This is a genomic window from Nocardia callitridis (assembly GCF_039543305.1).
Classification (GTDB): domain Bacteria; phylum Actinomycetota; class Actinomycetes; order Mycobacteriales; family Mycobacteriaceae; genus Nocardia; species Nocardia callitridis.
Genome location: NZ_BAABJM010000002.1, coordinates 1,319,398 through 1,338,497, shown reverse-complemented (window position 1 = coordinate 1,338,497; position 19,100 = coordinate 1,319,398). Strand labels below are relative to the sequence as shown.

At 66.5% G+C, this 19,100-nt stretch carries 18 protein-coding genes; 12 read left to right on the top strand and 6 right to left on the bottom strand.

Annotated features, from left to right (window positions below; all coding sequences use genetic code 11):
- Positions 1-111 precede the first annotated feature (111 nt).
- The 3 genes from ABEA50_RS14850 (at position 112) to ABEA50_RS14840 (ending at position 3,932) form a co-directional block, all read left to right on the top strand.
- Positions 112-1,092: an alpha/beta fold hydrolase gene (locus ABEA50_RS14850; protein ID WP_345495938.1), complete on the top strand. Its 981-nt coding sequence runs from the start codon at positions 112-114 to the stop codon at positions 1,090-1,092.
- 75 nt (positions 1,093-1,167) lie between these two features.
- Complete coding sequence (locus tag ABEA50_RS14845) at positions 1,168-1,347, top strand: hypothetical protein (protein WP_345495937.1); 180 nt, start codon at positions 1,168-1,170, stop codon at positions 1,345-1,347.
- Positions 1,348-1,709: 362 nt separating this feature from the next.
- Entirely contained in the window at positions 1,710-3,932 is a 2,223-nt protein-coding gene (locus tag ABEA50_RS14840) for a serine/threonine-protein kinase (RefSeq protein ID WP_345495936.1), read from the top strand.
- On the opposite strand, the gene ABEA50_RS14835 is transcribed toward ABEA50_RS14840, so the two are convergent.
- Positions 3,916-5,106, bottom strand: a complete 1,191-nt coding sequence (locus ABEA50_RS14835) for a PucR family transcriptional regulator (protein ID WP_345495935.1) — start codon at positions 5,104-5,106, stop codon at positions 3,916-3,918. The genes ABEA50_RS14840 and ABEA50_RS14835 overlap by 17 nt on opposite strands.
- Before the next feature lie 220 nt (positions 5,107-5,326).
- Between ABEA50_RS14835 and ABEA50_RS14830 the strand changes: the two genes are divergently transcribed.
- Positions 5,327-7,030, top strand: coding sequence for an aldehyde dehydrogenase family protein (locus ABEA50_RS14830; RefSeq protein WP_345495934.1), 1,704 nt, complete (start codon positions 5,327-5,329; stop codon positions 7,028-7,030).
- 163 nt (positions 7,031-7,193) lie between these two features.
- Here ABEA50_RS14830 and ABEA50_RS14825 read toward each other — a convergent pair whose 3' ends face one another.
- The 5 genes from ABEA50_RS14825 to ABEA50_RS14805 form a co-directional block, all read right to left on the bottom strand.
- Positions 7,194-7,784: a TetR/AcrR family transcriptional regulator gene (locus ABEA50_RS14825; RefSeq protein ID WP_345495933.1), complete on the bottom strand. Its 591-nt coding sequence runs from the start codon at positions 7,782-7,784 to the stop codon at positions 7,194-7,196.
- A gap of 103 nt (positions 7,785-7,887) precedes the next feature.
- Positions 7,888-8,169, bottom strand: a complete 282-nt coding sequence (locus tag ABEA50_RS14820) for a cytochrome C oxidase subunit IV family protein (protein WP_345495932.1) — start codon at positions 8,167-8,169, stop codon at positions 7,888-7,890.
- A gap of 5 nt (positions 8,170-8,174) precedes the next feature.
- Complete coding sequence (locus tag ABEA50_RS14815; RefSeq protein WP_345495931.1) at positions 8,175-8,741, bottom strand: cytochrome c oxidase subunit 3; 567 nt, start codon at positions 8,739-8,741, stop codon at positions 8,175-8,177.
- Positions 8,738-9,517, bottom strand: a complete 780-nt coding sequence (locus ABEA50_RS14810; protein WP_345495930.1) for a hypothetical protein — start codon at positions 9,515-9,517, stop codon at positions 8,738-8,740. The genes ABEA50_RS14815 and ABEA50_RS14810 overlap by 4 nt, the downstream gene beginning before the upstream one ends.
- Positions 9,517-10,269 (bottom strand): hypothetical protein, encoded by a 753-nt coding sequence (locus tag ABEA50_RS14805; RefSeq protein WP_345495929.1) that lies wholly within the window; start codon positions 10,267-10,269, stop codon positions 9,517-9,519. Before ABEA50_RS14805 ends, ABEA50_RS14810 begins: the two co-directional genes overlap by 1 nt.
- Before the next feature lie 211 nt (positions 10,270-10,480).
- Here ABEA50_RS14805 and ABEA50_RS14800 point away from each other — a divergent pair, with 211 nt between their 5' ends.
- The 8 genes from ABEA50_RS14800 to ABEA50_RS14765 are packed head-to-tail and all read left to right on the top strand — an operon-like array spanning position 10,481 to position 19,086.
- Positions 10,481-11,335, top strand: coding sequence for an MlaE family ABC transporter permease (locus tag ABEA50_RS14800; RefSeq protein ID WP_345496570.1), 855 nt, complete (start codon positions 10,481-10,483; stop codon positions 11,333-11,335).
- Complete coding sequence (locus ABEA50_RS14795) at positions 11,335-12,189, top strand: ABC transporter permease (protein WP_345495928.1); 855 nt, start codon at positions 11,335-11,337, stop codon at positions 12,187-12,189. The genes ABEA50_RS14800 and ABEA50_RS14795 overlap by 1 nt, the downstream gene beginning before the upstream one ends.
- 3 nt (positions 12,190-12,192) lie before the next feature.
- Positions 12,193-13,491: an MlaD family protein gene (locus tag ABEA50_RS14790; RefSeq protein ID WP_345495927.1), complete on the top strand. Its 1,299-nt coding sequence runs from the start codon at positions 12,193-12,195 to the stop codon at positions 13,489-13,491.
- Positions 13,488-14,525 carry an MlaD family protein gene (locus ABEA50_RS14785; protein WP_345495926.1) on the top strand — a complete coding sequence of 346 codons (1,038 nt, stop codon included), beginning with the start codon at positions 13,488-13,490 and terminating at the stop codon, positions 14,523-14,525. Before ABEA50_RS14790 ends, ABEA50_RS14785 begins: the two co-directional genes overlap by 4 nt.
- A 7-nt stretch (positions 14,526-14,532) precedes the next feature.
- Entirely contained in the window at positions 14,533-15,588 is a 1,056-nt protein-coding gene (locus ABEA50_RS14780) for an MCE family protein (protein WP_345495925.1), read from the top strand.
- Entirely contained in the window at positions 15,585-16,688 is a 1,104-nt protein-coding gene (locus ABEA50_RS14775; protein ID WP_345495924.1) for an MCE family protein, read from the top strand. The genes ABEA50_RS14780 and ABEA50_RS14775 overlap by 4 nt, the downstream gene beginning before the upstream one ends.
- A complete protein-coding gene (locus tag ABEA50_RS14770; protein WP_345495923.1) occupies positions 16,685-17,797 on the top strand; it encodes an MlaD family protein in 1,113 nt (370 codons plus the stop codon). The genes ABEA50_RS14775 and ABEA50_RS14770 overlap by 4 nt, the downstream gene beginning before the upstream one ends.
- A complete protein-coding gene (locus ABEA50_RS14765; RefSeq protein WP_345495921.1) occupies positions 17,794-19,086 on the top strand; it encodes an MCE family protein in 1,293 nt (430 codons plus the stop codon). The genes ABEA50_RS14770 and ABEA50_RS14765 overlap by 4 nt, the downstream gene beginning before the upstream one ends.
- Positions 19,087-19,100: the final 14 nt, after the last annotated feature.

The window sequence follows — 19,100 nt, the reverse complement described above, 5'->3', positions numbered from 1 at the left end:
CGGACGGTGGCCCTCGGTCTCCCTCCCTCGTGTCCCGGCCACACGGTTGTACGCTGCTGGAATCACTGTCGGGCAGCACATCTCGGACCGTCACGAAGGAAGGCTGAATCGTTGCCGAAGACCGACTCCGCGAGCTTCGCACCGCACACGCAGGGCGACAGCGTGTGGGTGCCGACCACCGACGGCCGTGCGCTGCACGCGATGGTGCTGCCAGGTCCGAGGGACTCGGCCGCGCCGACGGTCGTGTTCGAATCCGGTGCCGCGGTGAATCGGTCGCTGTGGGCGCTGGTGCAGCCGTTGGTCGGGCAGTGGTCGCGGGCGATCGTGTACGACCGCTCCGGCCTCGGCCGCAGTGCGCCGGACCCGGATTCGCGCACACTCGCCAGAATGACCGAGGACCTCGGCGCGGTGCTCGACCACTTCGGTCCCGGTCCGTATGTGCTGGTCGGGCACAGTGCGGGCGGTCCGATCACCCGCGGCGCGGCTGCCGCGAACCCCGCGCGCGTCGCGGGTCTGGTTCTGGTCGATCCGACCGAGGAGGGCCAGAACGCGTTGTACAGCCGCGAATTCCGAGCCTTCGAACGACGCATGCTGAAGGTGCTGGTGCTGGCAGCGCGAGCGCGCGTATTGCCCGTGTTCTACCGATCGACCCTGCGGGCACTACCGCAGGACGCGCGCGCCGACATGCGCACCGAGGGGTTCACCGCGCAAGCGATGCGCACCTTCGTGGCACAACAACAGACCTTCATCGACGAGTTGGCCGAGTACCGCGAGCATCCGCCGGAACTCGGCGACCTCGCCGTCACCGTGATCTCGGCGGGCCGCGCGGGCAACGGCGTTTCCCCGAAACTGCGCGCACCACTGAACGCGCTCCACGCCCACAGCGCGACCAGATCGCCGCGCGGACGTCACGTCGTCGCGGAGCGGTCCGACCACTATGTGTTGCTGTGTGAACCCCACGTTGTCGCCGAGGAAGTGCGCAGGCTCGTGGACACCACGGGGCCGTGGCAAGGGGACGGGAGTCGGCCCGACTCGGCGGATGCCGATACCGGCGGTGTCACCGAGGAGATATCGCCGAATGGATCCGTGTAGCGGTCGGCACGGTAGTCCGTTCTCCCGCAACAGCTTTCGGTCATATTCTCGGGACTGCGAACCGGTGGATGCCGGATGTCGGTCAGTTGGCGGATTCCGGCCGATGTCGTGGTCGATATGGCCTCGACCACGGTTTGGTGCGGAGCTCAGCCCGGTACTGCCGTCGGCGTAGCCTTGTCCGAGTCCGGGCGTGCGGCGGCGGTACTCGATTCCGGCGTGGCACCCTCGAAATCGATGCTGTATTCGAGCGGCTGAGCGAGGTGCGCGCGCCCTCGAGCCGGAGAGGCGACGCCCTGGCCCGGTGCGCGATCGCGACGGCGAACGTGGTGAGCGCGGCGGCCCGAGGTGGCGCGACCGGAACCGGCAGACTCCGTGTACCGCTGTCGCGTCCCGCGTCAGCGCGCTACAGTCGCTAGGCGCGACGGGAGGCCGCGTGGGACAACCGGGCTCGGGATGTGCGGTTGTCGGAGCGTTCCCCACGTGGGAAACGCAACACGGAGAAGTATCGGTCGGGGTGGTCGCGACGTCACCGGGTGTCCGAGGGCGTCGGCGGGCGTTCGGGTCGAAGTGTCCGTGCCGACGCCGCGTGGCCGAGACCTGTACCGGGGAGGATGCAGATGGACGAGCCGTTCGGACGTTATCGGTTGCGCGAGAAGATCGGCGAAGGCGGGATGGGGCAGGTGTTCCGCGCCTACGACACCGGCACCGACCGGGTGGTCGCGGTGAAGGTACTGCCCGAACACCTTTCGACCAACGACGAGTACCGCGAGCGGTTTCGGCGCGAGGCGCACGCCGCGGCCAGGCTGCGGGAACCGCACATCGTGCCGATCCACGACTTCGGCGACATCGGGGGGCGGCTGTTTCTGGACATGCGGCTCATCGACGGTACCGATCTGAGCCGTGTCGTCGGCCGCGACGGCCCGCTGTCGCCGGACGTGGCCGTCGGCATCGTCGAGCAGATCGCGGCCGCGCTCGACGCCGCACACGCCGAAGGACTCGTGCACCGCGACGTCAAGCCCTCCAATATCCTGCTGGCCGAACGCGGTTTCGCCTATCTCATCGATTTCGGGATCGCGCGCGCGGCCACCGATTCCAGTCTCACCGGGACGGGTAACACGCTCGGTACGGTCGCCTACATGGCGCCGGAACGCTTCACCGCAGGCCACGCCGACCAACGCGCCGACGTGTACGCACTGGCCTGTGTGCTGCACGAATTGCTCACCGGCGCGACACCGTTCCCCGGCCACAGCCTCGAGCAGCAGATCGCGGCCCACCTCACCACCCCGCCGCCACGACCCGGCGCTTTCGCGCCGCGGTTGTCCCCGTTCGACGAGATCATCGCGCACGGAATGCACAAGGACCCCGGCCAGCGGTACAGCACGGCGGGCGAGCTCGCGCACGCGGCCGGGGTGGCGCGAGAGCACGTCGTGGCGGCACCGACGCAAGCGGACGTCGGAGTCCCTTCGGCTGGGGAAAAGCAAGGCGCAGCGAAGTTTTCGCGATTCGCAGCCACCGAGGTCGCCCCCGGTGGGGGAACACAAGGCGCAGCGAACTTTTCGCGGACCGCGGTCACCGAGATCGCGTCCGGTGTGTCGCACACACCATTGCCGGTGTCCTCGAGTGGACCCGAATCGCCGCAGGGATCGCCCCTCGGCGTGCAAGCGGCAGGAAGCGCGTCACCCTCGGCGCCGGTCGCGGACAAGCGGCTGGCGGCCCCACCGCCCGCGTCCACGCCTGTGGTCGTCGGTTTCGGCGCCTTCGGCGTCGGGGCGATCGACGCGATCGACACGCCGACCGATGCGACTGCCGGTGACTCGGGTGTGGTCGATGCGCCGAAGCCGAGTGGGGGGCTCATGATCGCCGGTGCGCTACTCGCGATGGGACTGGCTGTCGCCGTGGCGATTGTCGCGACCAACGCGAGCTCCGGGGCGAAATCTCGGGAGGTGGTCGCACAGACCATCACGATGGATACCGGTGCTGATGAGGTCGCGGTGGATCCTGCGGCCAACGCCCTCTATGTTGCCAGTGCGGACGAGGGCATGATCTCGGTGATCGATCTCGAGACGCGCAAGGTCGTCTCGACGATTCCGGTGGCAGGCAAGCCGGGGGACATCGTGGTGGACGCGACCACCCGCACCCTGTATGTCAGTGAGCAGGACGCGGTGCTGGTGATCGACATCGGCACCCGCACAGTCACGGGGAGGGTTCCGGTCCCCGCGCAGAGACTGGTGCTCGACCCCGGCAGTCAGCGCCTCTACGTCCTTTACTCGGACACGGTGTCGATCATCGATACGCACACTCGCGCCGTCCGTGCGACTCTCGGTGGAGACTACCGATATGACCCGGCCGCGGCATTGGACCCAGCGGCGCATACCCTCTACGTCAACGGCGACGGCGGCGAGATAGCGGTGCTCGACACGAACCACGAGACCCCTTCCGACGCCATCGTTTTAGGAGAGAATACGAGTCCACTCGCGGTGGCGGTCAACCCGGATGACCACCTGCTGTATGTCACGACAATGGCCCTCACGACGAGTGATTCCGGTGACGAACGTTTCCTGTCGATCATCGACCCCGCCTCCGGCAAGGAACTCGCGTCGATCCCCGCCAAAGGCAACGCGCTCGACCTCGCCGTCGATCCTGGCGGTCACACCGCTTACCTCGTGAATTTCGACAATGTGCAGCTCGTCGACACTCGCACCCGCGCGGAAGTCGACAAGGTCGAGTACCCGTTCCTGCAAGGCTCGGCGCAGGATATCGCCGTGGATACCGCCAACCACACTGCCTACATCGCCATGGGCAGCAGCAACACCATATCCGTGGTCAGTCGGAGCGAGTGAGCAACGCGGTCGCGCGTACGGCGATGTAGAGCTCGCTGGCCTGGACCGGATCGGTGCAACTACGGCCGGTCAGCTCCTGGACGCGGCGCAGCCGATGATGAACGGTGTTGCGATGGTAGTGCAATCGGCTCGCGACCCTCGTGCTCGAGCCGCCGCAGTCGAACCAGGTGGCCAGGGTGTGCAGCAGGGTGTCGCGTTCGGTGTGGTCGGACAGTTCCAGGATCGGGCCGAGAACGTGCTGGGCGAGTTCCTGTCCGGCGTGCGGCGAGCGGTTGAGTAGCAGTCCGATGGCCGAGTCGCCGTAGTCGTTCACCGACGCGGTACCGGGATCCGAGCAGCGACAGGCCAATTCGGCCTCGTGCAGGGCCGCGGCGGCGTCGGTCGGAGTGGTAAATGTGCGACTGACGCCGATCCGGCCGCCCGCCACCGCGCGCAGTAGTTCGGGCAGCTGATCGCGGACACGAGGCGTCGCGAAGCTCAGTAAGCCGATCTGCGCGTCGAGTTCGGTGAGCCACAACGCCGAGATGTCGTTGCCGCGCAGGTGTTTGCGAAGCTCTCCTGACGCGTCGTCTTTGCCCGAGATTTCCGCGCTGACCACCACGAACGTTCCCGATCGCGGCAATAGCAGCGCGCGGGTGATCTCCCACATCGACTCGGCCGCGCCGCCGCCGACCAGGAGTGATCGCAGCATCGCCCTGCGCTGTTCATCGTCACGTCGTGTCCGGTCGGCGACATGCTGACCGTAGGCTTGCGCGGCCGCGCTGGAATATTCGTCGATGATTCGCCACACCTCGGAGGCCAAGTGCGGCAACGCTTCCGGCGACTCACGGCCTACCTCTTCGAGTAGGTGCGCCCAGATGAGACGGCCGCAGAGCCGGTAAGCGTGCAACAAGGCGGCCAGTGGCACGCCGTGCGCGGCCTTGAGCGCACCCGCGGCGGCGGGAGCCGCGAAGTCGGGCCGTTGCTTGCTCGACAATTGGCGCAGCATCGAGGACAGGTTGTCCCGCACGACCGTGCTGAGTTCGTCCCTGGTCAGTAATGTCGACTCGGCATAGTCGTGGTCGCCGGTCCTGATGGCCTCGACGAGTTCGATCGTGAGTGAGTCCAGCCGGCCGAGCATACGCTGCGCATGCACAACGGGCAGGTCTGTGGATTGGGACAACACGGCCGTCATTCGGCGATGATAACCGCGCCTGGCTGGGCGCGGAACCCTCGTGAGTGTGCGCGAGCACAATCGACCGGACGATTATCGGTAACCCGAGCCCATAGCAGTCCCGGGGTGGCGGCGGGCACTATCGAGAGAAAGAAGTGAGCCAGGCCACGTGTGCCTGGCTGCCATCGAAAGCCGCCGAGAGGGCCCTCGCGGACGCCGGTTCGACAACGGGAGCGCACAAATGACCACCAAGACTGATCCGATCGACACCGCCGTCGCCGCCGTGCGTGCTGGCGCGGACGGCTGGGTTCGCACCCCGTTGTCGCAGCGACGTGACCTGCTCACGAAGATCAACGCGCTGACCGCGGCGCATGCCGAGGAATGGGTGCGCACCGCCGCCACGATCAAGGGGCTGGCCGCCGACTCGCTTCTGCTCGGTGAGGAGTGGATGAGCGGTCCGTACTCGGTCCTCACCGCGACGGCGGCGTTGGCGGAAACGGTCGGCGCGTTGGCGGAGGGCCGCAGTCCGGTCGATGGGTTCACCATCGTCGACGCGCCGGGAAACCGCTCGGCGGTCAAGGTGCTGCCGCACGGGATCTTCGACGCGTTGCTGCTCAACGGATTCACCGCCGAGGTGTGGACGACGCCGGGTGTCGACGCATCCCAGGTTCGTGCCAAAGCTGGCCTTGCGCAACGTGATCCGACCACCTCGAACGGTGTCGGCGCGGTCCTCGGTGCGGGGAATATCTTTTCGATCGCCCCGCTGGACGTGCTCTACCAGCTCTTCGCCTACAACCGCACGGTGGTCCTGAAGCTCAACCCGATCACCGATGCCCTGCTGCCGGTGCTGGAGAAGATCTTCGCGCCGGCGATCGCACAGGGGTGGGTCGCGATCGTCACCGGCGGTGCCGACGTCGGCAAGGCGCTGGTGGAGCACCCCGACATCACAGCGATCCACATGACGGGTAGCGAGATCACCCACGACGCCATCGTTTTCGGCACCGGCGAGGAGGGCGCGCGCCGCAAGGCGGCGAACGAGCCGCTGATCGACAAGCCCATCACCAGCGAGCTCGGCGGTATTTCCCCGACGATCGTGGTGCCGGGCACGTGGTCGGACGCCGACCTGAAATTCCAGGCCCGACACGTCGCGACGCAGCGCCTGCACAACAACGGATACAACTGCGTGGCCGCGCAGGTGGTGGTGATCAGCGCGGACTGGGACCAGAAATCCGCGTTCCTCGCCGAACTCAGAGCCGCCTTCGCCGACGCGCCCGCGCGTCCTGATTACTACCCCGGCTCCGCCGCGCGGGTCGCGGCGGCGAAGCAGGCCTACCCGCAGGCCGAGAGCTTCGGGCGCAACGGTGACCGCACCTTGGTTCCCGGTGTTCGTGTCGGCGCCGACGAACACGCGCTGCACACCGAGTATTTCGCACCCGTGCTCGGCGTCATCGAATTGCCCGGCACCGGAACCGAATTCCTGCGGACCGCGGTACGCACCGCCAACGAGGAATTCCACGGCACCCTCGGGGTGAACATCCTCGTGCACCCGAAGACGATCCGCGCCCTCGGCGGTGGGCTGGACGAGGCCATCGCCGAACTGCGCTACGGCACGATCGCTGTCAACGCGTGGACCGCGGTCGGCTACCTCACCGCGACCGCCAGCTGGGGTGCGTTCCCCGGCCACACCCTCGATGACGTACAGAGCGGAATCGGCGTCGTGCACAACGCATTACTCATCGACAACCCCGAACGCACCGTCATCCGCGGCCCTTTCCGGCCGGCCCCGCGCGCGATCTTCAACGGTGAGTTCACCCTGTCGCCGGTACCCCCGTGGTTCGTCACCAACCGCACCGCACCCACCACCGGTCGCCGACTCACCGAATTCGCCGCGGCACCGGGTTGGGGCAAGCTTCCGGCGTTGTTCGCCTCGGCGTTGCGCGGGTAGCCGCGACCGCGCGTCGGTTCTCCCGCGAACGGCCGGTTCGTTCGCGGGAGATACGGCCTGTCGAGGATAGGGTTCGTGTGCACAGTGGCGCTGCGACCTTCGTCGCGGATGGTCTGTGCGGTCTTCTCCGGCTGGTTGCGGTATTCCAGCATCGTGTACGGGGTCAGTGCGGAAGCTGGAACAAGGTACGGGCGAATTGTGTCAGGTGGATGCGCAGCGCCTCGTCGTCCAGGTCGACGACGAGGGGGTGTGAGGCGGCGCTGCCGATGGCGGAGTAGAGCATTGCCGCCTGCACGCGCATGTCGCTGTCGAGGTCCTCCCCGGCCAGGATCGCGAACAGTCGTTCCATCAGGCGGCGAAACGGCTCGTGCTCGGCGAGGAATCGTGCCATGTAGGGGTCGCTCTGCATGACGCTGTAGAGGCGGCGGCGTTGGACGGCGACATCGATGACGCGGGTGAGGAGTACTTCGCGCGCACGGACGGAGTCGCGCTGCGCGTCGGCGAGGGTGATGGCGGCTTCCAGGCGTGCCATCTCGGTTTCGGCGACGGCGAGCACGATGTCGTCCTTGGACTTGAACTGGTGGTAGACCGCCGCTTTGGTGACCCCGATGACATCGGCGATCATCTGGAGCGAGGTCGCGCTGACTCCGTGCTGTGCGAACTGTTCGAACGCGGCGAGGATGATGCGACGCTGCGCCCGGCTGTAGTGATCGGGTACTGCCACGTCGCCGGTGGCGGCATCGTCGGAGCTCACCGTCTGAGCCTACTGGCCGGCGCACGAGTCAGGGCCGAGTGCTCAGGGCCGTGCAGGTGGGTGCCTGATCGGTCGCGGGAACCATATGGTCCGGCAGGGCAACTCACCACAGGTAGACCCCGATCAAGAGCGCGCCGAGCAGCACCAGCCACCCGTCGGTGGTGCGGCGCAGCCAGGTCGGTGCCGTGCGGGTTTCCATGAAATGGCGCAGGACCAGATGCATCTTCACCAATGCCACGGCGAACACGACCGCGGAGATGAGTGTGCTCGTCTCGAGCCCACCCGCATGGTGGGATCGCCCGATCAACCACGAGATCAGGGTGCTGACAGCCAGAACGCCCCACACGACGGTGATCCGAACATTGTCGGTCCATACAGTGCGCATCCTTCTCACCTCAATACGTAGAGCAGGGCGAATATGAGTAGCCAGAGCAGGTCGACCATGTGCCAATACACCGCGCCCGTCTCGATGACGGCCCTGCGTTTGCGTGGTCCACGCAGCTCCAGCACGACGACCCCGAGGAACACCAACCCGAGTACCACATGGAACAGGTGGATGCCGGTGAGCATGTAGTAGTACATGAAGAAGTCGCTGCTCGGAAACGTGTGGCCCGCGCCGATTTCGGCGGTCCATTCGCCCGCCTTTGTCACCGTGAACAGCACCCCGCAGCCGCCCGCGAGCATCGTCGTGCCGATCGCCCGCCGGTATCGACCCGCGCGGGCCGCCGTGACCGCGTGCGCGACGAACAGCGAACTAGCGAGTAGCAGAACGGTATTGAGCGCGCCGATGCCCTGGTGTAGATGCTGCTGAGAGGCAAGGAAGGCCCCTTGATGCCGATTGCGGTCGATCATGTAGACCACGAAGTAGACCGAGAAGATCACCAGGTCGCCGAGGACGAACACCCACAGGTGTGGATCGGCGGGCAGCGCGCGGCTCTCGGCGTTCTCGGTCCTCACCGCTCGGCCCTCGTCGACTCGTGCCGAGGCGGGTGCGCGTGTTCGCCCTCGCCGACTCGGCGCGCAATGGCGCGCCGCAGCAGGATGATCATGCTGAATTCCCATCCGACGAAAATGGCTGTGCCGAGCCAGAAACTGATCGAGCCGTTCCAGGACAGCGGGCCGGATTCGAAAACGAACACCGGTCCGGCGAGTATTTCGGTGACGACCATCCAGAGGGAGATGTAGGCCAGCCACACCGGAAAGATCCGGTGGTGGTCGAGGAAGATCGCCAGGGCGAGCACGGTGCACTGGGTGGCGAAGCAGCCGAGCGAGCCGACGAACGACAACAGCCCCAGCTCGTAGAGCAGTCGCAGGATCTCCGGGTCGCGATCCGGCCGGAAGGTCGCGGTGACGAAGGCGAACGAGGCGAACAGGCAGCCGGGGACGGCGCCGACGGCCAACGCGCCGATGTAGGCGTAGGCGAAGACCGGGCTGACGGACATGCGTTTGATCTGAAAGGCGATGAGGCCGTTGGCCATTGCCGTGAAACCGATGATCGCCACCAGCAGGGCGAAGCCGATTCTGATGCCGATCGCGTTGTCCTGGAAGAACGTGACGATCTGCGCGGTGGTGGCATCGGGTCGTGGCGGCGGCATGACGCGAGTGAGTACCACGAAGATGAGCCCGAACAGCAGGTAGAAAATCGGGATCGAGCACCAGCAGATCCACTGGTCGAGCGGGACCGACGGCGGCCTGCCGCGGCGACGCCGGGTCGGCTGGGCGGTGGCGGGCATTACCGAACCCGCGCTTTCGCGTTCCGCGCCCGATCTTGTCGCAGCGTCGCCCGCCGGACCACGACGAACATCACGCAGACAAACACGGCGAAAGCCACGACGCGCAACCAGAACGACACGAGTCCGTCCCACGCCAGCGGTCCGGTACGAAAGATCACCGAGCAGGCCGCCGGCGTCATCGCCAGGGCAATCACGATGCTGAACGGTGCGACCCACCGGGGAAAGATCGGCTCCGGCTGGTCGTCGAGCCGGACCGCGAGCGCCAGGCACACCGCCTGTGCGACGAGCATGCCGACGGGCGCGGTGAAGGTGATCCATGCCAGGTCGTTGAGCAATTGCACCAGCTCGGGTGCCCGATCCTGACGGAATGCGGCGACCAACCAGAAGATGTCGGCGATGGCGAACAGGGTCGCGCCGCTCACCACGGCGGCGAGATAGGCGTAGGCGAGCACCTGGCTCGGCGTCGACATCCGTTTGATGTGCAGCACGATCACCATGAAGAACGGGATCAGCATGATGCCGCAGAGATTGAAGGTGATCATGCTGAACCGGATCATGCCGACGTGTTCGCGGTAGAAGTCGGCGACCTCGGCGGCACTGTCCTGCGGAGACATCGGCGGCAGGAAGCCAGGAAAGGCCAGGAAGGCGATCAGCAGGACCGCGCCGAAAACGGGGGTGAGCCAGAGGCTGACCCATTGGGCACGGAGCGCGACGTGGTCGTCGGCGTCTTCGATTTCGGTGACGGTGTGCATGAGCTCCCTCGAATCGCTGCTCGATCGCGGCGGTGGCCGTCGGTGCGTTCCGACTCGCCACGAGAGGTGGTGACCCGGAACTATTCTCATATAGCCGATCGGCTAGCGTCGAGGGTAGCCGATCGGCTACCCTCGGAACAATGCCTTCGGCGCTTCCTCACCGCCACGCCGAAGGTGAGCGAGCGGAGGCCTGCCAGTGAAAACCGAAGCCATGACACCCGGCACACCGCCGCCCCAGCTCTCCTCCGTCGACGAGATCACCGGCTGGACAAGGGGATACGTGCGACGTCACCCCGTGGCCGCCCTGCGCACCGTCGGACGACAGGTTGTGCTGGGCGGGAAGGCGTTTCGCTACCTCGGCGTCGACATCGCCACGGGACGGTTTCCGTTCGCCGAGTTCGTCCAGCAGGCCACCTTCATGATCAAGACCTCGTCGGTGCCGACCGTCGCGGTGGCCCTGCCGATCAGCGCGACCCTCTCGATCCAGTTCGGATTACTCGCCGGACAGGTCGGCGCGACCTCACTGGCAGGCGCCGCGAGCGGTCTTGCCGTGATCCGTCAGTCCGCACCGCTGGTCACGGCGATGTTGTTGGCGGCGGCGGTCGGCTCCGCCATCTGCGCCGACCTTGGCGCGCGCACGATCCGCGACGAGACCGACGCCATGGAAGTCATGGGTGTCTCGGTGCTGCGTCGATTGGTAGTGCCGCGGCTGGCCGCGTGCGTTCTGGTGGCGATGGGGATGACCGGCGTCAGCTGCTTCATCGGTTTCCTCGCCGGCTACCTGTTCAACGTGTACGTGCAGGGCGGAACTCCCGGTAGCTTCCTCGCGACCTTCTCGTCCTTCGCCACCGCGGGTGATCTGTATCTGGCGATGGTGAAGTCCTCGGTATTCGGTGCGATCGTCGCGGTCGTCGCCTGCGAGAAAGGGCTCAGCACCCGGGGTGGGCCGGGCGGGGTTGCGAACGCGGTGAACGCCGCGGTGGTCGCGTCGATCATCCTGCTGATGGTCGTCAATGTCGCCTTCACCGAGCTGTACACGATTCTCTTCCCTCGGACGACGCTCTGATGGCGACGCCCTACCGACCGCCGGTGGTGGGTACGGTCCTGCGCGTCGCCGCCGCTCCGACGACCACGCTGAGTCGGCTCGGACACATGATCGGGTTCTTCGTCAGGACGGCTCTTGCGATCCCGGTCGCGCTGCGCCACTACCGGCGCGAATGCGTACGCATCCTGTCCGACGTGACCTGGGGCAATGGCTCTTTGGTCGTCGGCGGCGGCACTGCGGGGGTGATCATCGTGCTCGGCGCCGCCGCGGGTGGCATCGTCGGTATCGAGGGCTACAACGCGCTGAAACTGCTCGGTATGGCCCCGGCGACGGGCATGATCGCCTCCACCGCGGCGACCCGTGAGTTGGCGCCGATCATGGCGTCGATCGCCTTCTCGGCACAGGCCGGATGCCGGTTCACCGCGCAACTCGGGTCGATGCGCATCTCGGAGGAGATCGACGCACTGGACTCGATCGCCATCCGGCCGATCCCGTATCTGGTGACCACCCGGTTGCTCGCCTCGGTGGTGGCGGTGATTCCGCTCTACCTCGCGGCGTTGGCCGCCGACTACCTGGCCGTGGAGATTTTCGTCGGCCTCGCGGGCGGGCAGTCGTTCGGCACCTACGAGCACTACTTCCGTTTGGTGTTGCAGGGCAAGGACATTCTGTATTCGCTGGCCAAGGCGATCGTGTTCGTGCTCATCACCACGACCATCCAGTGCTACTACGGTTTCTACGCTTCCGGGGGGCCGCAGGGGGTCGGGGTGGCGGCGGGACGCGCGATGCGGGCGGCGATCACGGTAATGATCTGCGTGAACCTGCTCATGACCATGGCGCTGTGGGGCGTCGACTCCGGCTCGCGGATCAGCGGGTAGCGCATGCCGATCTCCTTCGAATCCGACGGCAAGTACGTTTCCGACACCCGATTGGCCTGGCGCGGACTCGTTTTCGTGATCGCGGCCGCACTCGTCGCCGCGGCGATGATCGCGCGCTCCGAGGGTGCGTTCGAAGACGCTGTCTCGGTGACCGCCGACCTCACCGACGTCGGTGACGGATTGCCCGCCAAGTCCGACGTGAAATTCCACGGCCTGCTCGTCGGACGAGTCGAGACGGTCACGCCGGGCACTAGCGATAGCCCGAATCAGGTACTCCTGGCGTTGGATCCGGCATACGCCTCCACCATTCCGGCCACCGTGACCGCACGGGTGGTTCCCAGCAATGTGTTCGCCGTTCCGTCGATCCAGTTGGTGGACAACGGATCAGGGCCCGCGCTCGCCGGGGGAGCGCGCATCGCGGAGGACCACGGCGCCGAAACCGTGCAGCTGCAAACCTCACTCACCGCATTGAGCCGGATCGCCGACGCGGCGGGTAGGTCGGGCAACGATCCCACCGTCGGCATCCTGACCACGATCGAGCAAGCGACCAGCGGGCGTGGCGACGCCGCGCGCGCTGCCGTCGGCCAGCTCGAGCGCATCGAAGCGGCGCTGCGCGGGGTCATGGCGACCGACGACACGACCGAGACCCTGGCGGCGCTGTCCGACGCGCTGGCCGGAGTGCACTCGGCCACACCGGATTTACTGGATGCGCTGCACAGCAGTGTGGTGCCGATGCGCGCGGTCGCCGAGCGACGAACCCAACTCACCGCACTGCTTGGCGGCGCGGTGACGACCACGGGGACGGTCGCTGGCGCGCTGGAACGGCGCACCGACAGCATGCTCGAGGTCACCGGACATCTGGGACCCGCGCTCGATGTGCTGGCCGAAGGTGGTCGAAACTTCGTGCAGATGACCACCTCCCAGCGCAATGTGTCGGCGAAGTTCGCCACCGAGTTCTGGAACGCCGAGACGGGCAACGGCACCGCCAAGATCATTCTCGAACTCACTCCGCACGAGCAGTACACCCGCGCCGACTGTCCGCGCTACGGCGCGCTCGCGGGCCCGAGTTGTGCGAGCGCTCCGCTCGGTGGGCCGTCGGTGCTCAGCAGACCCGGCGAGGCGATACCCGCCGCGGCGCGCGTGGGCGGAGTCGTCGGGGGTCGCGACGAGCAGGAGCGACTCGCCTCGGTGCTCGGCGGAGCACCGAACCCCTTGTCGGACTTGCTGGTCGGGCCCTTGTTTCGTGGCAACGATGTGCGGGTCGCCCCCGCCGAACCCGACCGGGAAAGAGGTGGCCGATGAGCTATCGCCGATTCTTGATCGTCCCGATCGTCTTCGTGCTCGTCTCGGTAGCCATGACCTGGACCGTCTACGCCACATTGCAGCGCGGCGTGCACGGCGAAACCAACAGCTATTCGGCGGTATTCACCGACGTGTCGGGGTTGAGCGTCGGTGACGACGTGCGGATGGCGGGCGTGCGGGTGGGCAGGGTCGAGGCGATAGAGCTGGACGCCACCGTCGCCGTCGTGCGCTTCGCGCTACGCGGCGACCAGGTGCTCTACGGAAATACCCTCGCCTCGATCACCTACCAGAACCTCATCGGGCAGCGATATCTCGGCCTCGCCAAGGGGGATTTCGGTGATAGCCGAATCCTGGCGCAGGGCACGAGGATTCCGGTCGAGCACACCGAGCCGTCCTTCGACCTGTCCCGCCTGCTCAATGGCTTCGAACCGCTGTTCAGCATGCTGCAACCACGGCAGGTCGACAACATCACCACCGCGGTGATCCGCGGCCTCCAGGGCGACGACGGTGCGATCACGGCACTCATCGCCGAAACTGCGACTCTCGCACGATCGTTCGCGGGGCCTGATCAGATCCTCGGCACTGTCATCGACAATCTGGGCCAGGTCGTCACCGAGCTGGCGCGCCAGAGCGGCAGCCTCCAGACCACCATCCAACAGACCCGCAAGATCTTCGACGGGCTCGACCAACAGCGCGACACCCTGTTCGACCAAGTCGGCGAGATCTCCACGGTGCTCGACCGCGCCGCGCGCGTGGTGGCGTCGACGAGCGGGCCTTTGCGCGAATTCGTCACCCGCGAGCCGGGATTCTCGCAACACTTCCTCGACAACAAGGACGAGTTCGCCTACCTCGGCTACAACATTCCGCTACTGCTCAAGTCGCTGGCGCGCATCGTGGACACCGGTGCCTATCTCAACGCCTACGTCTGCGACATCAGCGTCAGCATCATCCCCGGTGTGGATCCCCTGCTGTCGAGTCTGCTCGGTGCGGCGACTCCCGGCGGACAGCCGCAACATTCCGCGATCTGTCGATGAGGTAATCATGCACACATTTCCGACAATTCGCTTGCCGCGTCTGCGTGGTTTCAGGAGCCACGGCGGTGACCGCGCATTGCGCACCGGGATCGTCGCCGTGCTGGTTCTCGTGATCGCGCTGAGCGCAACGGTATTCGTCCACTCGCTGCACCTCGGCGCGCGCACCTATCACGCCGCCTTCGCACAGGCGGCCGGGTTGGGTTCCGGTGACGCGGTCACCGTGGCCGGTATCCAGGTCGGCACGGTGACCGGGCTTCGGCTCGACGACGACCACGTCACGGTCACCATGAAGCTCGACGGCGACGTGGCCGTCGGTGCCGACACCACCGCGGCGATCAAGCTGACCACCCTGCTCGGTTCGCGGTATGTCGAGCTGCGCCCGGCAGGCGCGGACCCCCTCCCCGACAACCAAATCGCGTTGTCACACACCGAGGTGCCCTACGATCTGCAAACTGCGCTGCAACAGGCGACGACCACGTTCGATCAGATCGACGCCGATCAGATCGCGCAATCGATGACCGTGCTGTCCCAACAGCTGCGAGGCACACCGGCACTGGTGCCGGAAGCGTTGCGCAATGTGCACGACCTAGCCCAGGTGATCGCGTCTCGCCGTGACCAGATCGGCGCGCTGCTGGCGGGCACCGAGCAGGTGACCGGCGTGATCCGCGCGCAGAGCGCCGATCTCGCCACACTGGTGCATCAGGGCAGATCCGTACTGACACAGATCAATTCCCGGCGTGACGCGGTGGCGCGGCTGCTCGCGGCGACCACAACGCTGGTTGGGCAACTGGCGCCGATCGCGGTCGACGACCAGGCCGAGATCCAACAATTGTTGACCAACCTGCGCGACATGACGGCATCGATCGCCGGACACGACGATCTACTGCGCAACATTCTGCAAATCCTCCCCGTGCCGTGGCGACTGTTCGCCAATGCCACCGGTACCGGCAAAGAACTCGTCGGCAACGCCCCCGACGGCGCGTTCATCGACTCCTTCATGTGCGCACTGAGCGGACGCGCTGAACAGGTGAATCGGGCTCCCTATCTGAAGGACTGCGCATGAGACCAGCCGCACGCACACTGAAACTCCTCGCCATCCTCGCGCTGGGAACGATGCTCGCGGGGTGCTCCAGCAGTCTGCCGTGGAGTGAATCCCCCACGGTGACCGCTGATTTCGCGAATGCGAACGGTCTCTACGTCGGCAATACCGTTCGAGTGCTCGGCATGTCGGTCGGCAAGATCACCGATATCGACCCTCGGCCAGGCGGCGTCGAGATCCGGATGAGCCTGGACGACTCGGTCACCCTGCCCGCCGACGCGCAGGCGGTGACGATCACCGATTCGATACTCACCGACCGGCACATCGAACTGACCCCGGTGTATCGCGGTGGTCCCGTGCTTGCCGAGCATGCGGTCCTCGATCGCGGCCACACCAAGACGCCGGTCGAATTCGACAGCCTGCTCGCCATGGCCGACAAACTCTCCACGTCACTGCAAGGCGACGGCAAAGGTAGTGGACCATTAGCCGACCTGATGAACCTCGGCACCGCCGCCACCGCGGGTAACGGCGAGGACATGCGTCGAGCGCTCGGCGCACTGTCGGATGCGCTACGCCTGCACGGCGACGGCGCGGCCACGAAGGACGCGATCACCCAGGTGGTCACCAACCTGGACGCGCTGACCGCGCAAGCGGCCCGTAACGACCAGGAGCTCAGGGATTTCGGTTCCGGCGTCCACCAGCTCGCCGACCTGCTCGCCGACGAGAACTTCGGCACCGGCGATACCGGGACCCAGCTGCGCGCCATCCTCGGCTCGGTCACCGATCTGATGCAGAAGAACCAGGGTGCCCTCGCGCAGCTGACGAACAACTCGAACACGCTCACCACCTCGTTGGCGGATTACAACGACAACCTCGCGGAATTCCTCGATGTGTTTCCTTTGGTTACCGACAACACCTACAACGCCATCGACACCGAAACCGGCGCACTGCGCGCGACCGTCGACATCAACCGCCTGCTGCTCGACGGCCAGATGGTCAAGGAGATCTGCAACCTGCTCGGCATGCGCAACCTCGGCTGCGCCACCGGAAGCATGCGTGACATGGGACCGGACTTCGGGCTCATCGAAATACTCGGGTACACGGCCGGGATCCCGGCGAAATGAGCACGCACGCAACCCCGTTCCGCCTACGCGCCGCCATGCTCGCCGTGCTCGTCACGGTCCCGCTCGCCGCGTGCTCGACCGAACTCGACCAGCTTCCGCTGCCCGCACCCGGCCTCGGCGACGACACCTACACGGTGACGGCCAGCTTCTCCAATGCCCTCAATCTGCCGACCAAAGCCACGGTCAAACTCAACGGCGCGAACGTCGGACAGGTCGAGTCGATGACCGCGCGCGACTACCTCGCCGTCGTCACCTTGCGCATCGAAGCACGCGTACAGCTGCCGGTCGGCACCACCGCCGAACTCCGGTCGGCCACCCCCATGGGAGATGTGTTCGTCGCCGTCACACCACCGGCGGCGCCCGACCCCGGCGCGGGAATGTTGCACGAGGGCAGCACGATCGGGCTCGAATCGACTTCGGCCGCCGCCACCATCGAGGAAGTCCTCAGCAGGGCGGCGCTCCTGGTCAACGGCGGTACGTTCCGCAACCTCACCACGATGGTCAACGGTCTCGGCGAACAGCTCGACGGACGCGGCGATCGTCTTGCCGACATGATCGCCCAGACACGGCAACTGCTGACCGGTCTCAACGAACGCTCCGGGCGGATCCGTTCGGCGTTGGCCGCGGCGAACGACCTCACCGCGACGGTCGCGGCGCAACGTTCCGCGATCGCGGACGCGGTGGCCGCCGCCGGTCCGGCGCTGGGAGCGATCGCCGACAACACCGACACCATCGTCGGCCTGGTCGGCAACCTGGACCGCATCACAGGACAATTGGCCAGATTCCCCTCCGTGCAAGGCACCAACGACCACAGCCTGGCGGCCAGCATCAACCTGCTCGGCAAAGACCTCGATGCCGCCGCGCAGAATCCCGACGCCGATCTGAGCCAGCTCAACAGCATCCTGGCGACCATTCTCAAGGTCACCGACTCCTCCTCGGCGCATGTGAACGTCGATATCGCGCAACTGGCTCTCGGTGCCGCACCCGACCCGAATTTTCCCGGCGACCCCGGTGCGAAGATGCCCGACGCCACCGACTGGGCCAACTTCGTCGGCTCACTGCAATACAACCTGAACCGCCTGAACGAAAGGCTGAACGGGCCGAGATGACGAGTAGCAGAACACATTCGCCGCGTGCGATCCTCGAACCCCCCGCACGTCTGGTCGTCACCGGCGTCGCCGTGCTGCGCGCCCGGCGCATGCTGGTCTCCACGATCGGTTTGCTGATGGTGTTGCTGCTCGGCGGCGGTTATATGGTGCTCGGCGCGCTGAAACTGGATCCGATCCACTCCCGGTATCGCGTGCGCGTCGAGTTGGCCGAATCGGGCGGGATCCTGCCGGGGCGCGATGTCACGCTGCATGGTGTGCGGGTCGGCCGGGTCGCCGGTGTCGAGGTCGTCGACAGGACGGTGGTCGCGACCGCGGAGATCGACGATCGCGTCCGGATTCCGAGCGCGGGAAGTGTTCGGGTGTCGGCGCTTTCGGCCGCGGGGGAGCAGTACCTGGATTTCGTTCCCGACACCGACGGCGGCCCCGCGCTCACCGACGGTGCCGTGATCCCCGTCGAACGCACCTCGACACCGACCACGCTGTCCACCATGCTCGGCGATCTCAGTGGGACACTCGCCCAGCTGGACCCGGAGCAGATCCGCGCGATCGAACGCGAACTCGGGGTCAGCGACCTCGGGCCCGCCGAACTCGCCGACCTCATCGACGGCGGCACCTTCCTGTTGTCCACCCTCGATTCGGTGCTGCCGCAGACGGTGGGACTGCTGAACAACAGCAAGACCGTGCTCACCACGCTGGGCCGCAATCGCGCGGGGATCCAAGCCACCGCCGGTGACCTGTCGACGATCATGGGCGGCGTCGCACCGATGACCGGCGGCTTCTCCGATGTCGTCGCGCGCACTCCGGACACCCTGGCGATGATGGACAAGATCATCGCCGAGAACTCACCGACCCTGGCGCAGTTGCTCGGCAATCTGGCGACCACCTCGCAGATGACCTACACCCACATTCCCGCGCTCCAGGAATTCTTCTTCCCGCGACAACGAGGAGGCTCGACCCTCGATGCCATCACCTCCGCCTTCCACGACGGCGGTGTGTGGGCGCTGGCCAGCATCTACCCGCGCTACTCCTGTGACTACGGCGTGCCGCGCCTGCCCGGCGTCGTCGCGGACTATCCCGAGCCCTATCTGCACGCGCGCTGCACCGACCCGGACCCGTCGGTGTTGCCGCGCGGCGCGGCGAACGCGCCGCGACCACCCGGCGACAACACCGCGTTCGCCCCACCGGGTGTCGATCCACACGCCACCGCGGATCCGACACCCACCGGGCCGTTCACCATCCCCACGCCGTACGGGGGCACCGAGGTTCCGTGGTACCACCCGCCCAAATAACGTCCGTGATCCGG

Bases quoted from the DNA above. Each gene is read 5' to 3' on its own strand.
- ABEA50_RS14845 (WP_345495937.1), top strand. From the start codon at position 1,168: ATGTCGGTCAGTTGGCGGATTCCGGCCGATGTCGTGGTCGATATGGCC.
- ABEA50_RS14840 (WP_345495936.1), top strand. From the start codon at position 1,710: ATGGACGAGCCGTTCGGACGTTATCGGTTGCGCGAGAAGATCGGCGAA.
- ABEA50_RS14835 (WP_345495935.1), bottom strand. From the start codon at position 5,106: ATGACGGCCGTGTTGTCCCAATCCACAGACCTGCCCGTTGTGCATGCG.
- ABEA50_RS14830 (WP_345495934.1), top strand. From the start codon at position 5,327: ATGACCACCAAGACTGATCCGATCGACACCGCCGTCGCCGCCGTGCGT.
- ABEA50_RS14820 (WP_345495932.1), bottom strand. From the start codon at position 8,169: ATGCGCACTGTATGGACCGACAATGTTCGGATCACCGTCGTGTGGGGC.
- ABEA50_RS14810 (WP_345495930.1), bottom strand. From the start codon at position 9,517: ATGCCCGCCACCGCCCAGCCGACCCGGCGTCGCCGCGGCAGGCCGCCG.
- ABEA50_RS14805 (WP_345495929.1), bottom strand. From the start codon at position 10,269: ATGCACACCGTCACCGAAATCGAAGACGCCGACGACCACGTCGCGCTC.
- ABEA50_RS14800 (WP_345496570.1), top strand. From the start codon at position 10,481: ATGACACCCGGCACACCGCCGCCCCAGCTCTCCTCCGTCGACGAGATC.
- ABEA50_RS14795 (WP_345495928.1), top strand. From the start codon at position 11,335: ATGGCGACGCCCTACCGACCGCCGGTGGTGGGTACGGTCCTGCGCGTC.
- ABEA50_RS14790 (WP_345495927.1), top strand. From the start codon at position 12,193: ATGCCGATCTCCTTCGAATCCGACGGCAAGTACGTTTCCGACACCCGA.
- ABEA50_RS14785 (WP_345495926.1), top strand. From the start codon at position 13,488: ATGAGCTATCGCCGATTCTTGATCGTCCCGATCGTCTTCGTGCTCGTC.
- ABEA50_RS14780 (WP_345495925.1), top strand. From the start codon at position 14,533: ATGCACACATTTCCGACAATTCGCTTGCCGCGTCTGCGTGGTTTCAGG.
- ABEA50_RS14775 (WP_345495924.1), top strand. From the start codon at position 15,585: ATGAGACCAGCCGCACGCACACTGAAACTCCTCGCCATCCTCGCGCTG.
- ABEA50_RS14770 (WP_345495923.1), top strand. From the start codon at position 16,685: ATGAGCACGCACGCAACCCCGTTCCGCCTACGCGCCGCCATGCTCGCC.
- ABEA50_RS14765 (WP_345495921.1), top strand. From the start codon at position 17,794: ATGACGAGTAGCAGAACACATTCGCCGCGTGCGATCCTCGAACCCCCC.